At 29.8% G+C, this 12,325-nt stretch carries 12 protein-coding genes, 4 tRNA genes and 2 pseudogenes; 11 read left to right on the forward strand and 7 right to left on the reverse strand.

What is annotated here, in order from left to right; translation table 11 throughout:
• Positions 1 to 165: 165 nt before the first annotated feature.
• Positions 166 to 1,424: pseudogene (locus FBF21_RS08390) on the forward strand (MFS transporter).
• Here FBF21_RS08390 and mutY read toward each other — a convergent pair.
• Complete coding sequence (gene mutY / locus FBF21_RS08395; RefSeq protein ID WP_002858960.1) at positions 1,410 to 2,429, reverse strand: A/G-specific adenine glycosylase; 1,020 nt, start codon at positions 2,427 to 2,429, stop codon at positions 1,410 to 1,412. The pseudogene FBF21_RS08390 and the gene mutY sit on opposite strands and share 15 nt — an antisense overlap.
• Before the next feature lie 72 nt (positions 2,430 to 2,501).
• Between mutY and FBF21_RS08400 the strand changes: the two genes are divergently transcribed.
• The 7 genes from FBF21_RS08400 to FBF21_RS08430 all read left to right on the forward strand — a co-directional run bounded on the left by FBF21_RS08400 (position 2,502) and on the right by FBF21_RS08430 (position 5,417).
• Positions 2,502 to 3,254 (forward strand): hypothetical protein, encoded by a 753-nt coding sequence (locus FBF21_RS08400; protein WP_002870081.1) that lies wholly within the window; start codon positions 2,502 to 2,504, stop codon positions 3,252 to 3,254.
• Positions 3,255 to 3,325: 71 nt separating this feature from the next.
• A tRNA-Gly gene (locus FBF21_RS08405) sits at positions 3,326 to 3,400 on the forward strand.
• A 9-nt stretch (positions 3,401 to 3,409) separates the two neighbouring features.
• Positions 3,410 to 3,498: transfer RNA gene (locus FBF21_RS08410), tRNA-Leu, on the forward strand.
• Between the two features lie 18 nt (positions 3,499 to 3,516).
• Positions 3,517 to 3,590: transfer RNA gene (locus FBF21_RS08415), tRNA-Cys, on the forward strand.
• A 21-nt stretch (positions 3,591 to 3,611) separates the two neighbouring features.
• Positions 3,612 to 3,699 (forward strand) — tRNA-Ser (locus FBF21_RS08420).
• 205 nt (positions 3,700 to 3,904) lie between these two features.
• Complete coding sequence (gene ribD, locus FBF21_RS08425) at positions 3,905 to 4,915, forward strand: bifunctional diaminohydroxyphosphoribosylaminopyrimidine deaminase/5-amino-6-(5-phosphoribosylamino)uracil reductase RibD (protein ID WP_002858962.1); 1,011 nt, start codon at positions 3,905 to 3,907, stop codon at positions 4,913 to 4,915.
• A complete protein-coding gene (locus FBF21_RS08430; protein WP_002871876.1) occupies positions 4,896 to 5,417 on the forward strand; it encodes a hypothetical protein in 522 nt (173 codons plus the stop codon). Before ribD ends, FBF21_RS08430 begins: the two co-directional genes overlap by 20 nt.
• Positions 5,418 to 5,424: 7 nt before the next feature.
• Here FBF21_RS08430 and FBF21_RS08435 read toward each other — a convergent pair whose 3' ends face one another.
• The 4 genes from FBF21_RS08435 to FBF21_RS08450 form a co-directional block, all read right to left on the reverse strand.
• Positions 5,425 to 6,789: an L-serine ammonia-lyase gene (locus FBF21_RS08435; protein ID WP_168985473.1), complete on the reverse strand. Its 1,365-nt coding sequence runs from the start codon at positions 6,787 to 6,789 to the stop codon at positions 5,425 to 5,427.
• Positions 6,790 to 6,803: 14 nt separating this feature from the next.
• The gene (locus FBF21_RS08440) at positions 6,804 to 8,054 is read right to left on the reverse strand and encodes an amino acid transporter (RefSeq protein ID WP_002851351.1); all 1,251 of its coding nucleotides are present in this window, start codon (positions 8,052 to 8,054) and stop codon (positions 6,804 to 6,806) included.
• 259 nt (positions 8,055 to 8,313) lie between these two features.
• Positions 8,314 to 8,730, reverse strand: a complete 417-nt coding sequence (locus FBF21_RS08445; RefSeq protein WP_002843383.1) for a PepSY-like domain-containing protein — start codon at positions 8,728 to 8,730, stop codon at positions 8,314 to 8,316.
• Positions 8,731 to 8,795: 65 nt separating this feature from the next.
• Positions 8,796 to 9,539, reverse strand: coding sequence for a DUF4261 domain-containing protein (locus FBF21_RS08450; RefSeq protein ID WP_002870207.1), 744 nt, complete (start codon positions 9,537 to 9,539; stop codon positions 8,796 to 8,798).
• 157 nt (positions 9,540 to 9,696) lie between these two features.
• Here FBF21_RS08450 and exbB point away from each other — a divergent pair, with 157 nt between their 5' ends.
• The 3 genes and pseudogenes from exbB to FBF21_RS08465 all read left to right on the forward strand — a co-directional run bounded on the left by exbB (position 9,697) and on the right by FBF21_RS08465 (position 11,184).
• Positions 9,697 to 10,122: a TonB-system energizer ExbB gene (gene exbB, locus FBF21_RS08455; protein WP_002870206.1), complete on the forward strand. Its 426-nt coding sequence runs from the start codon at positions 9,697 to 9,699 to the stop codon at positions 10,120 to 10,122.
• The gene (gene exbD / locus FBF21_RS08460; RefSeq protein ID WP_002870205.1) at positions 10,115 to 10,504 is read left to right on the forward strand and encodes a TonB system transport protein ExbD; all 390 of its coding nucleotides are present in this window, start codon (positions 10,115 to 10,117) and stop codon (positions 10,502 to 10,504) included. Before exbB ends, exbD begins: the two co-directional genes overlap by 8 nt.
• Positions 10,501 to 11,184: pseudogene (locus FBF21_RS08465) on the forward strand (energy transducer TonB). The gene exbD and the pseudogene FBF21_RS08465 overlap by 4 nt, the downstream one beginning before the upstream one ends.
• Positions 11,185 to 11,196: 12 nt before the next feature.
• Here the strand turns inward: FBF21_RS08465 and FBF21_RS08470 are convergent.
• Both FBF21_RS08470 and FBF21_RS08475 read right to left on the reverse strand, forming a co-directional pair.
• Positions 11,197 to 12,066, reverse strand: coding sequence for a hypothetical protein (locus tag FBF21_RS08470; RefSeq protein ID WP_002870204.1), 870 nt, complete (start codon positions 12,064 to 12,066; stop codon positions 11,197 to 11,199).
• 3 nt (positions 12,067 to 12,069) lie between these two features.
• A complete protein-coding gene (locus FBF21_RS08475; protein WP_002870203.1) occupies positions 12,070 to 12,231 on the reverse strand; it encodes a hypothetical protein in 162 nt (53 codons plus the stop codon).
• Positions 12,232 to 12,325 lie beyond the last annotated feature (94 nt).

Consider the following 12,325-nt stretch of genomic DNA (forward strand, 5'->3'; position numbering starts at 1 on the left):
TATATTTCCTAGAGTAAACATTTTACCAAAATTTATGAAATTTATTAAAATATGTAACATTTTTATCGATATTTTTATCTTTTTTATTTCTCTTCTTTATTTTTAAATATATTAAACAAAAATCACACTATACTTAAATAAAAATCTAAAATTAAGGAAGGGTTTATGCAAGAGCTTACTCGCACGAAAAAAATTCGCTCTATTATTGCTGCAAGTAGCGGAAATTTAGTAGAGTGGTTTGATTTTTATATCTATGCTTTTACAGCAACTTATTTTGCTCATACTTTTTCAACTTCAGATAATCCTGTTATCCAGCAAATCAATGCCTTTGGGGTTTTTGCAGCAGGATTTTTTATGCGTCCTATAGGCTCTTGGCTTTTTGGCTCTTTAGCTGATAAAGTAGGTCGTAAAAATCTATGGTTATATCAGTGGTTTTAATGGCTTTAGGCTCTTTTATGATAGCAGCCTTACCAAGCAAAGATACAGTGGGCGATCTTGCTATTATCTTGCTTTTAATAGCAAGACTTATTCAAGGTCTTAGTGTAGGCGGGGAGTATGGCATAGCAGCTACTTATCTTTCAGAACTTGCTACGGAAGGAAAATGCGGTTTTTACTCATCTTTTCAGTATGTAACCCTAATAGGTGGTCAACTTTTGGCCGTTGCAAGCATTAGTATAATGTTTTTATTTTTTAGCATTGATGATATGAAAGATTATGCTTGGAGAATACTTTTTGTAATAGGCGGAATTTTAGCACTAGGCTCGCTTTTTGTAAGAAAAATGATGAATGAAAGTGCTACAAAACTTCACCAGCATGAAGATCGTGGTACTTTAAAAGCATTATGCAAATCTTGGAAACCTTTTTTAATGGTACTTGGGGTTACCTCTGGAGGTTCTTTAGCTTTTTACACCATTACAACTTATACTAAAACTTTTATGGAAAATACGGGTATGGATAAAATGCTTGTTAATAATCTTTTCTTAGGTGCTTTATTTATACTAATGATCATTCAACCTCTTTTTGGATATATAGGAGATAAAATAGGTCACAAACGATCTTTAATTGTATTTTGTATTTTGGCATTGGTAGGAATTTATCCTATTTTTTCACTTATAGCCAATAACGCACAAAATAATCCTTCTTTAACATTTATGTTGGTGGTATTATTGTTTGTTATTTTAAGTTTTTATACTTCAGTTGCTGGGATTTTTAAAGCAAAACTTTTTCCTGAACATGTAAGAGCTTTAGGGACAGGTTTGGGTTATGCTATTTCAAATGCTGTTTTTGGAGGATCTGCTCCTTGGGTTGCTTTACAATTTAAAAATGCAGGTATAGAAAATGGCTTTTTTATCTATATAGCTATTTTTACAATCATCATGCTTATAGCTACTTTATGTTTGCCTAAAAAATCAGAGCTTAATTAATTTTAACGCTTTTAAAGAAAGTGCCGAAAGTGCGGTACTTTCTAACTCTTTTAAGGTTTGAAATTCATAATTTTTATTTTCATTGTTTAAAATTTGATGATAAACCTTGATATTAAGTTTATACTTAGTATAGCCGTGCTTAAACTCCCCTACAAAACTCATATCTTTAGAAAGTTTATATTCTCCTTCTTTAAAAAAAGGAAAATTATACATACCCTTATAAAGCTTATCTTGGCTTTTCTGTATCGCAAATTTTTTATTAAATTCAAACAAAAAAAGATTTAAATTTAAACTCTCATAAAGTATTTTTTTAGCTCTTGGATAAAACTCTGTATTAAATTTGCCTTGACAAAAATCATACAAAGGACAAATCCCACACTTTGCATTTTTACCCACACAAACCAAAGCCCCTATATCAAGCAAAGCTTGGTTGTGATCAAAGGCATGATTTAAATTTAAAAGCTCTTTAGCTCTTTTTTCAAGTTCTTTCATGCTAGGATTTTCCAAAGCAAAAAGACGAGAAAGCACACGGCGTATATTGCCATCAACAAAAGAAACCTTTTGATCGTAGCCAAAACAAGCTATAGCGCCTGCTGTATAAGCTCCTATACCACTTAATTTTTTTAGATCCTCAACTTCTTTAGGTAATTTAGCCCCAAACTTATCCACGCATTCTAAAGCTGCCTTTTTTAAATTTCTAGCACGAGTGTAATAACCAAGTCCTTGCCAAGCCTTTAAAAGCTCGTCTTCATTAGCATTAGCCAAACTTTCTAAAGTAGGAAATTTTTGCAAAAAGGGGAAATAAAACCTTTCTAAAACTGATTTAACTTGAGTTTGCTGAAGCATAATTTCGCTGATATAAACTCCATAAGCTCTATCAATATGCTTTAAACTTTCATCACAATTTTGACTTTGTAAATTACGCCAAGGCAAAGTTTTGCGTCCATTTTTTTCATACCAAAGAAGTAAATTTTCTTGTAGTTTTTCAAGCTCTTTTTTTTGCATAAATGAGAGTATAACAAAAAATTTTAAAATTTTTTGCTAAAATTAGCTCAAATTAAATTATTAAGGATATCCATGTTAGCTTTTTTTAAAGGTTTAAGTGTAGGTTTTTTATGTTTATTACTTTTTGTTGCAGGAGTAGTTTTTAATGTAGAATTTTTAGGCAAAAAAGACTCTAATCACGATTTATATTTTTCAAGAAATATAGAAGTAAGCAATACACTAAAACCCGATATTTTATATGCAAATATTAATTTTTGGGCAAATGAAAATTTAAGTTCAAAAATTACATTAGACAATAGTGAAAAAGCTGAAATCACAAATACTTTCAATCAAATTTTAGAACGCTCAAAAAAAGAAAATTTTTGTAGCGGAGGAAGTTTTTCTTTAGAACCTAATTTTTCCTATAAAGATGGTATACAAACTCCAAAAGGTCAAAGATTTGATGCGAATTTAGAATGTGAATTTAAAGAAAACCAACTTGCAGATTTTAACAATCTTTTAAATGACATCAATTCTATCATAGCTAAAAATAATTTTATCAGCGTTTCAACACCAGCCATACAAACAAAATTTTCAAAAGATACACTAAACAACAACAAAGAAAATCTCTACAAAGAGCTTTTAAAAACATCATACGAATATGAAAAAACTTACTCTTTAGATCTTAATAAAACTTGTGTATTGAAAAATTTACAAGTAAATGCCAATACCAATATCGCACCTAGAATGCTAAATGCAAAATCTGACAATATAGAACTTTCATCTCCAATTATCAGCGAAAAAGAACAAATTTTAAACGCGAAAGCTTTATTTATTTGCAAATAACTTAAAGCAAAATAAACTCCTTTTAAGTTTATTTTGCTATACTTTTATCTTCAATTCTTTCAGAAATTTATGCGGGAATAGCTCAGGGGTAGAGCACAACCTTGCCAAGGTTGGGGTCGCGAGTTCGAATCTCGTTTCCCGCTCCATAATCACCCGCCCGGGTGGTGGAATTGGTAGACACAAGGGACTTAAAATCCCTCGGAATTTTTCTTCCGTGCCGGTTCAAGTCCGGCCTCGGGCACCACTTTTTCAACATTATCAGGGCGACATAGCCAAGCGGTAAGGCATGGGCCTGCAAAGCCTTGATCTCCGGTTCGAATCCGGATGTCGCCTCCAAAAGGCAAAACTTTACTTTATCGGGAGATGGCTGAGTGGTCGAAAGCGGCGGTCTTGAAAACCGTTGAGGGTCACACCTCCAGGGGTTCGAATCCCTTTCTCCCGGCCACCAAGACTTTCTAGTTTATCAAGCTTATATCATTCCTGAAATTATAAAGGATACTACAAATGAAAAATAATACTTCAATCTTACTATTTTTGTTATATCCTAAAAAAACTTAGAAAAACTATGGCTAATATAATTAAAAATAAGAAATACAAATGGAAAATTTAGAATTTGTTATCTTAAAACAAAAATATAAAATTTTAAAAATATGTCAAATTTTAAAATACAAGGTAGGCAAATGAAAGAATTTTATATGAATTTAGCTTTAAATGAGGCTTGGAAATATCAGTTTTTAACCTATCCAAATCCGGCTGTAGGCTGTGTAATCTTAGATAAAAATGAAAAAATTTTAGCCATAAAAGCTCATGAAAAAGCTGGATTAGCTCATGCGGAACTTAATGCCATAGCTCATGCTTTTAAAAGCTTAAGACCTGAAATTTCATTGCCTAAAGAAGCAAACGCCTTGCATGAGTTTATTTGCAAAAACCATCAAGGTGTATTTAAAGATAGCATAGCTTTTGTCACACTTGAGCCTTGCTCTCATCAAGGAAAAACGCCTCCTTGTGCAAAACTCTTTAGCGAGCTAGGTTTTAAAAAAATTTTCATCAGCGTTAAAGATGGAAATAAAATCGCAAGTGGTGGGGCTGAATTTTTAAAAAAACAAGGCATAGAGGTTGAATTTGACATACTTAAAGAAGAAGGAAAAAAACTTTTAAAACCTTTTTTAAAATGGCAAAAAGGGCAATTTAAACTTTTTAAATTAGCCCTTTCTATGAATGGCTCGCCTTTTGGCAAAATCGTAAGCAATGAGCTAAGTCGCACTTATGCACATAAAATTAGAGCGGTGATTGATTTGCTTGTAGTCGGTGGAGAAACCATAAGAAAAGATCACCCTATACTAGATGCTAGGCTTTGCAAAGCAAAAGCGCCTAATCTTTGTATCTTAAGCCGTCAAAATATAGATAATTTTGATAAAAATATCCCTTTATTTAAGGTTCCAAACCGCCAAATTTATACCCAAATTCCAAGTGAAGCTAAATTTTTAATGTATGAGGGTGGAGAAAATTTTCTCAAAACCTTTAAAGATGAAATAGATATGTTTTTGATTTTCCAAAGTTCAAGTTTAAATGATGAAAAAAATGTTACAATACCTTTAAATTTCAAGCCACTTTATAGGAATTTTTTAGGGAGTGATACTTATGGCATTTATGAACTTTAGTGGATTTTTTTATGCGAGAAATGATTTAAGATTATTTAAAATAGAAAAGAAAAATGAATTAAAATCCTTTTTTTACAAAGACTACACCTTATCAAGCTACAAAGATGCTTTAAATTTAAATAATGAAATCTTTTTTTATCAAAGTTTAAAAGAAGGCTTATTTAAAGAAAATGATGAAATTTTAGTTTCAAATTTGGGTAAAAAGATCATACTTTTTAGAAATTTCACTCAAAATTGCGATAATTTTAATGAGGCAAAATTAAAACAAATATTGCTTTTATTTTTTTTGTTATTAGCGAGCGTATTTTTTGCAAGTTTGGCTATGATTAATGAATTTGGAGCCATAGATCTTGTTTTTTTAATGATTTGCTTATTGCTTTTAGTGATGGGAGCAATCAATCTTGGCTTGCTTTTTAAGCAAATTCGCATTCTTAAAAGTTTTTCCAAAGAAGAAATGAAAGAATTTTTAAGTCTAAGAATGAAAAAATACACCAAAGTGTAAAAACACTTTAGCATACTGTTTTTAAATTTGTAGCAAGACCACCTAAAGAAGTTTCTTTGTATTTATAATTCATATCTTTTCCTGTTTCATACATGGTTTCTATAACCTCATCAAGGCTTACCATAGGAGTGGATTTGCGTGTCATTGCCATTCTAGCAGCACTTATAGCCTTAATAGCTCCAAAGGCATTTCTTTCTATGCAAGGAATTTGCACAAGTCCTGCAACTGGATCGCAAGTTAAACCTAGATGATGTTCCATTGCCATTTCAGCAGCATTACATGCTTTAAAAGCATTAACCCCTAAAACTGTTGCCATAGCCGCAGCTGCCATAGAACTAGCACTACCAATTTCTGCTTGACAGCCTGCTTCTGCTCCGCTAATACTTGCATTTTTCTTATAAAAAGAACCTATAAGCATTGCTGTTAATAAAAACTCTATAGCTTTTTCATCACTAAAACCTATAGTATGGTTTTTAAGATAAAGCATAACAGCAGGGATAACGGCACATGCTCCATTTGTTGGCGCGGTTACAACTTTTGCTCCGCTAGCATTTTCTTCAGCAATCGCAATAGCATATAAAGAAATAAAATCTATAATGCCCATAGGATCAGCTGTCATCGCCACTCTTTCTTTAAGCCCTTTAGCTCTACGTTTTAAATGAAGTTTTCCGGGCAAATAATCTTCATTTGGATGCGTACCATTATAATACACTTCTTGCATCACTTCCCAAATTTCAAGACAATAAGCACGAATTTCCTCTTTAGTGTGAAATTGCAATTCATAACGATAGGAAAGCTCTGCTAAATCCCAATCTCTTTTATCGCAAAGCTCTAAAGCTTCTTTAGCGTTATTAAGCTCTATATCTAGTTTTTTCTTTTTATTTTGGTTAGAATTTTTACCTTTTTTTTCTAATTCCGCAGCTGTTAAAACAAAGCCTCCACCTACAGAATAATAAGTTTCCTCATCAACTAACCCACCTTTACAATCATAAGCTTTAATTTTCATACCATTCTCATGTAAAGGTAAAAAATCTTTAGAAAATATCAAATCTTTTTCATAATTAAAACTAAGTTTTTTCTCGCCACAAAAATCAATTTGAGCATTTTCAATAGCATTTTTATTTACTTCATCTTGTATTGCCGCACTTAAATTTTTAGCTTCTAAGCCATTTAACCCCCAAATTACAGCCTTATCACTCAAGTGTCCTTTGCCTGTTAACGACAAAGAACCATAAAGAGTAATCTCAACTCTATCAATTTCATCAAGCTTTTTAGCAACTTTTTTACAAAATAAATTTCCAGCAAGCATAGGCCCTAAAGTATGAGAAGAAGAAGGGCCAACACCTATTTTAAAAATGCTTAAATTACTCATTTTTTATCCTTAATTTATAAAAGATCATGAATTGCAGCAGAAATTGCAACTATCCCCATTACCAAAACAAAAAGATCTAAAAATTTATTACGAAATCTTGCCAAAATATCAAAACGATAAATACAATAAAGCGGCATTAAGAAAAGCAAAATAGCCAAAACAGGACCACCAATAGCCTCGATAATTCCTATAACACTTGGATTTTTATACGCAACAAGCCACGCGATAGCAAAGGTAATGATCGCTGTTAAAGTTTGAGCGAATTTACCTTGAATTCTACCATTACTTGCTTTATATAAAATACCATTTAAGCCTTCTTGAGAACCAAGATAATGCCCTAAGAAACTTTTGCTAATAGCCACAAGTGCAACAATAGGTCCAACATAAGCTAGTAAAGAAACTTCAGGAAATTTATTTGCTATAAAAGTAAGAATATTGATATTTTGATCTTTTGCTGATGCAAAATCTTCTGGTGTAAAGGTTAAAGCACAAGAAAAAACAAAAAACATTACAACAAAAACCATAAGAATAATTGCCAAAGAAATAATTTTTCTAGCGCGAGGTTCAGCATAACCACCATATTCTTTTTTACAATAACAAGCAAGTGAAGAAATGATAGGAGAGTGATTAAAACTAAATACCATCACAGGAATAACAAGCCATAAAGTAACCCAAAAATTACTTGTTGAAATTACGGAAAAATCAACATTTGCAAATAACGATAAATTCCATTGTGGAATTAAAAGCAATGAAAAAATAAATAAAAATATAATAAAAGGAAAAACAAGAAAACTCATTGCTTTTGTTACAACATTTTCACCAAGAATAGAAATCAAAACCAAAACTCCAACAATCAAAAAACTCACCCACCAACGAGCAGCATGAGTAAGATCTGCATTGAAATTGAACTGATTGATTAAGAACTCAAGCAAAGTTGTTGTAAGATTAGCACTATAAACCAATAAAATAGGCAAAATAGCAAAAAAATACAAAAGTGTAATTAAAAATCCACCGCCCTTGCCAAAATAACTTTCTGCAACAAAAGTAATATCATCTTTTGGATTAGAACTTGAAAGCACAAAGCGACATAAATTTCTATGAGCTAAGTAAGTCATAGGAAAAGCTAAAACAAGTATAACTAACAAAGGTATCAATCCACCAAGCCCAGCACTAATAGGCAACAAAAGTACGCCGGCTCCAATAGCTGTTCCAAAAAGAGATAAAACCCACCTTGTATCGTGACTAGTCCATTTAGGAGTATTCATTATTCTTCCTTAAATTTAAGATTACATCTCTTTTATTTTAGCAAAATATTTATAAATAATTATTTTTTAAAAAAAATATTTTAAATCTTATGTAACATTTTGTAAATTTAATTTTATAAAAAAACAATCAATTGTATCAATAAAGTATTATTTTAAAACTAAATATATTTTGGGTTTTGCAATCAAAAAATAAAAATTTGGAAGACTATGCTTCCAAATTTTTGCATCAAATTTTCTAAGGGAGTTAAATTTTCAAAAATTAATCTAATTTTTGACCTAGGATATTTCCTTGCATATCTGTATAAACTTCCATATTGTTATTAAACTTAAATTTATAACCATTAATTTCTTTATCTACTTCAAGAATTTGAGCATTTGGTTGAGTTGCACTCACTTTTTTCATAACATTAGGTAAGATAGTATGTGGCAAAGCCTTATATTTTCCATCAACTTCTTTCCACTCTCCATTGATCATAAAATCAATTTCAGTTCCATCATTTAAAATCACATCATAAGAATCTATATCTTTTTTCACCAAACCAATTTGAGCGGTTTTAAAATTTTTAGAAATAAATTCTTTGGCATTATTTGGAAGTTCGCTAGCAGGAACAACCATATCTTTAGCTAAAAGCACCGTAGTACCCAACAAAGCAAGTAAAGTTAGTTTTGCTTTCATAATTTCTCCTTTTTTTGTCTTGGTTGGCGAAAGTTTAACTCAAAACTGTGAAGTGAATGTGAAACTTAAAAAATAATTTTCAAGCTTTCATTCTCAACACTTATACCTTGACTTTTTATAAATTTTATTTCTTTTCCATCTTCAAATTTTAAAATATCTTTATCTTTTAGATTAATATCATAAGTTAAAATATGCAAAACAATATCATAAATACAAAAGAAAAGTTCTTTTTCTTCTATGTTTAAATCACAAACTTCAAGTTCTAATTTATCAAAATTTCTAAGCCCATAAGTATAAGCATTAACTCCATTTTCACTAGGATAAACACTAACATATATCCAATTATATACCGGCAAGCGATTATCATCTAACATTTTTGCATTTTCTATATAAAAACTGGGCTCTAAAACAACTGCACCTGTATAAAAACCTAAAGCATATTTATTATCCAAACATAAAGCTGCAATTTTCGTAAACATTTTAGCTTGTTCTAATTTGCTTTGATCTTGACTTAGCACCGCTATAAGAAGATGAGCTTTATGTTTTTTAGTTTGCTCTAAGGCATCTTTCCACATAAAATTAAAATTTGCATAGTATTCTGCTTCGTGATTAGGTATAGGATTTTTAATCAAATTTAGAGTAACTAACATATTTTCATATGAAAAAATCACGCCCTCTTTGGTAAAATTTTCATCAGCTATTTTTATATTAAATTTATCTTCTAAAATGCTTTTTAACTCCGAAAAATTAAAATCAACTTTATCAAGAAGAACAAAAGAGGTAAAATTGTGATTTAAATCTATAGTCATGTTAAACCCTATTAAATTTTTATAAATTATAACCTAATAAAAATAAAAACTATAAACAAGAATTTCTTAAAAATTATGATAATTGATATTAATTATAAATTTATTTTTTATACAGTATAATCTTTTAAAATTTATAAGTATATTTTTGGAGAAAAATATGGAATTTTTAAAAGATTACATCGATTTAATTATCTTTTTAATTCTAGGAATTATGGCATTTATAGCTTTTTGGTGTGTTGTAGAAAGAATGCTATTTTTTAGAAAAATTAACTTTAAAAATTATGAGAATCAAGAGCAATTTGATGATGCGATTAGTGAAAATTTAACCACCATATATATCATCTATTCCAATGCCCCTTATATAGGACTTTTAGGCACTGTAATAGGCATCATGGTTACATTTTACGAAATGGGCTTAGTGGGCAATATAGATGTCAAATCTATAGTCGTGGGACTTTCTTTAGCTCTTAAAGCTACAGCCTTAGGACTTTTGGTTGCTATTCCTGCTTTAATGGCTTATAATGCCTTACTTAGAAAAGTTTCCCTCTTAAGCAATGCTTATAAGGCAAATAAAAATGCTTAAACTACCAAAAAATGAAGGTTTAAATATAGTCCCATTTATAGACATTATGCTTGTTTTGCTTGCTATAGTGCTTAGTATTTCAACCTTTATTGCGCATGGAAAAATTCAAATCTCACTTCCTTCAAGTGAAAATACTACCAATATAAACAATAATGAAAAAAAACTTCTTATAACCATAGACGAAAAAAATACTTTTTATTTAAATGATAAATTAGCTGATTTAAATGAAGTTCAAAATGCTATTTTTTCACTTGATAAAAAAACCATAGTAGAACTAAAAAGCGATAAAAATGCTAAATTTGAAAGCTTTGTAAAAATTATAGATTTTTTAAAAGCCAAAGAACATGAAAATTTTCAGATTCTTACTGAGAAAAACAAATGAAAACTTTATTTTTAAATCATAAATACCAAGCTTCTTATATAACTTTTATAGTCTTTATACCTTTGCTTTTTGTCATTTTTTACTCAAATGACTTTTTTAAAATGGAAATTAAAAATGAAGATTCTTTTTCTTTAGCAATAAAACAATTTACCCAAACTAATCCAACAAATGAGACCAAACCAACAGAATCCATTATAGAACCTATCAAACCAAAACCTCAGCCAAAAGTTATTAAAAAAACTCCTGAAAAAATGCAAAAAAAAGATAAAAAAAACACCTCCACACCCAATACCAAATAAAACCCCAATAGCACCAACTCAAGAAGTTAAAACTTTTGCAAAAACAACTGATATAAATGTCAAACCTAAGATCACTCAATTAACACAAGGAAAAGATAATCACCCTGTATTAAAAGAAATCCAAAAAGCTATACAACAAGCACAATTTTATCCAAGGCAAGCAAAAAAATGCGTATGCAAGGAACTGTAAAAGTAGAATTTTTATGGAAAGAAAACAAAACTTTAGCAGATTTAAAAATCATAGAAAGCTCAGGATATGATTTATTAGATAAAAGTGCTTTAGAAAGCATAAGAAAAGCTTCTTTAAATTTTCCACACTATAACGGAGATTTAAGAATTACACTACCTATTATATATGATTTTAAAACCCTAAGAGGGTAAAATTATAATTTGCTACACTCTCTTATCTATAATTTGTGCTTCTTGATTTTCAATTTTATTTTGAAAATCTTTACTTAAATTCTGACTTAATTCTTGCAAAGATTTTTGCTTCAGTTTTTCAAATTCTTCAGGATTGCTAGCCTCAAGCTTTGCCTGCTCATCAGCACTTAAAGCATTTAAACCTTTTTCTTGGGCTTTTTGAAGCAAATCTTCGTCTTCTTTTTCTTTGATATTATTTTCCTTATCATCTTTTTTATTGATTTTTTGCGGATCTATGGTTTTCATAGCACTAGCTCCACTACCTGATGCTTCTTTAATGTCGCTTAAAATTTCTCTCATGCTAGGTTCTTTAACATCACTATCATCAACTTTACCATCTTTATTTACATCTTTATCAATAAAAAAATTTAATTTTTCTTCTATATTTGCATCATCAGATATTTTTTCATCGCTTGTTTTAAAGCCTAAATTTTGCATACTTTGTTGAAGGGTATTTGTATTAAAATTTAATTTTACACTTTGTTGTTTATTATTTAAATTTGAATTTAAAGAACCAAAATTATCTTTTACACTTTCAAACCAATTTGAAACAAATTGGTTTGCTTCGCCATTAAGCCTTATACTACCATCATTTCTAGCAACATAATTCGTATAAGAACCGAAATTTTTTTGTAAACTACTATAATTTTCATCGCTTAAATTTAAAGCTATAAGTTCACCTTGCTTATTTTCAAAAACAACCTTAACACCATCGCTATTTAAACTCGAAAGATCTTGCACGGGAATTTTATCTTGATCTTCTTTTTTTAATACGCTAAGCTCTTTTTTATCAACATTATTAGTTAAAGAATGGGTTAAACTAGCAGAAGTATCGATTTTCATTATTTATCCTTTTTTACATTTTGCAAATAAGCCTAAACGACACATTTTTCTCTCATGTGAATTTTTTAAAGAATTACACTTTTTAAGTTCTTGCTCGTAGTTAACACAAGAATTTGCAAAAGCAAAAGAACTCAAAATGCTTAAAACCAAAATTATTTTTAACACTTTCCAATCCTTATTTTAAAGATTTTTTAGTTAAAATTATATCTTTTATAATCGACAAAATCTTAAAAAATTTTATATTCTTAGAAAGGAATCA

The organism is Campylobacter sp. CFSAN093238 (assembly GCF_012898015.1).
GTDB lineage: Bacteria > Campylobacterota > Campylobacteria > Campylobacterales > Campylobacteraceae > Campylobacter_D > Campylobacter_D jejuni.

What these genes read in the sequence shown, in the direction of transcription:
- mutY (WP_002858960.1), bottom strand. Translation starts at nt 2,429, where the DNA reads ATGCAAAAAAAAGAGCTTGAAAAACTACAAGAAAATTTACTTCTTTGG.
- FBF21_RS08400 (WP_002870081.1), top strand. Translation starts at nt 2,502, where the DNA reads ATGTTAGCTTTTTTTAAAGGTTTAAGTGTAGGTTTTTTATGTTTATTA.
- ribD (WP_002858962.1), top strand. Translation starts at nt 3,905, where the DNA reads ATGTCAAATTTTAAAATACAAGGTAGGCAAATGAAAGAATTTTATATG.
- FBF21_RS08430 (WP_002871876.1), top strand. Translation starts at nt 4,896, where the DNA reads ATGGCATTTATGAACTTTAGTGGATTTTTTTATGCGAGAAATGATTTA.
- FBF21_RS08435 (WP_168985473.1), bottom strand. Translation starts at nt 6,789, where the DNA reads ATGAGTAATTTAAGCATTTTTAAAATAGGTGTTGGCCCTTCTTCTTCT.
- FBF21_RS08440 (WP_002851351.1), bottom strand. Translation starts at nt 8,054, where the DNA reads ATGAATACTCCTAAATGGACTAGTCACGATACAAGGTGGGTTTTATCT.
- FBF21_RS08445 (WP_002843383.1), bottom strand. Translation starts at nt 8,730, where the DNA reads ATGAAAGCAAAACTAACTTTACTTGCTTTGTTGGGTACTACGGTGCTT.
- FBF21_RS08450 (WP_002870207.1), bottom strand. Translation starts at nt 9,539, where the DNA reads ATGACTATAGATTTAAATCACAATTTTACCTCTTTTGTTCTTCTTGAT.
- exbB (WP_002870206.1), top strand. Translation starts at nt 9,697, where the DNA reads ATGGAATTTTTAAAAGATTACATCGATTTAATTATCTTTTTAATTCTA.
- exbD (WP_002870205.1), top strand. Translation starts at nt 10,115, where the DNA reads ATGCTTAAACTACCAAAAAATGAAGGTTTAAATATAGTCCCATTTATA.
- FBF21_RS08470 (WP_002870204.1), bottom strand. Translation starts at nt 12,066, where the DNA reads ATGAAAATCGATACTTCTGCTAGTTTAACCCATTCTTTAACTAATAAT.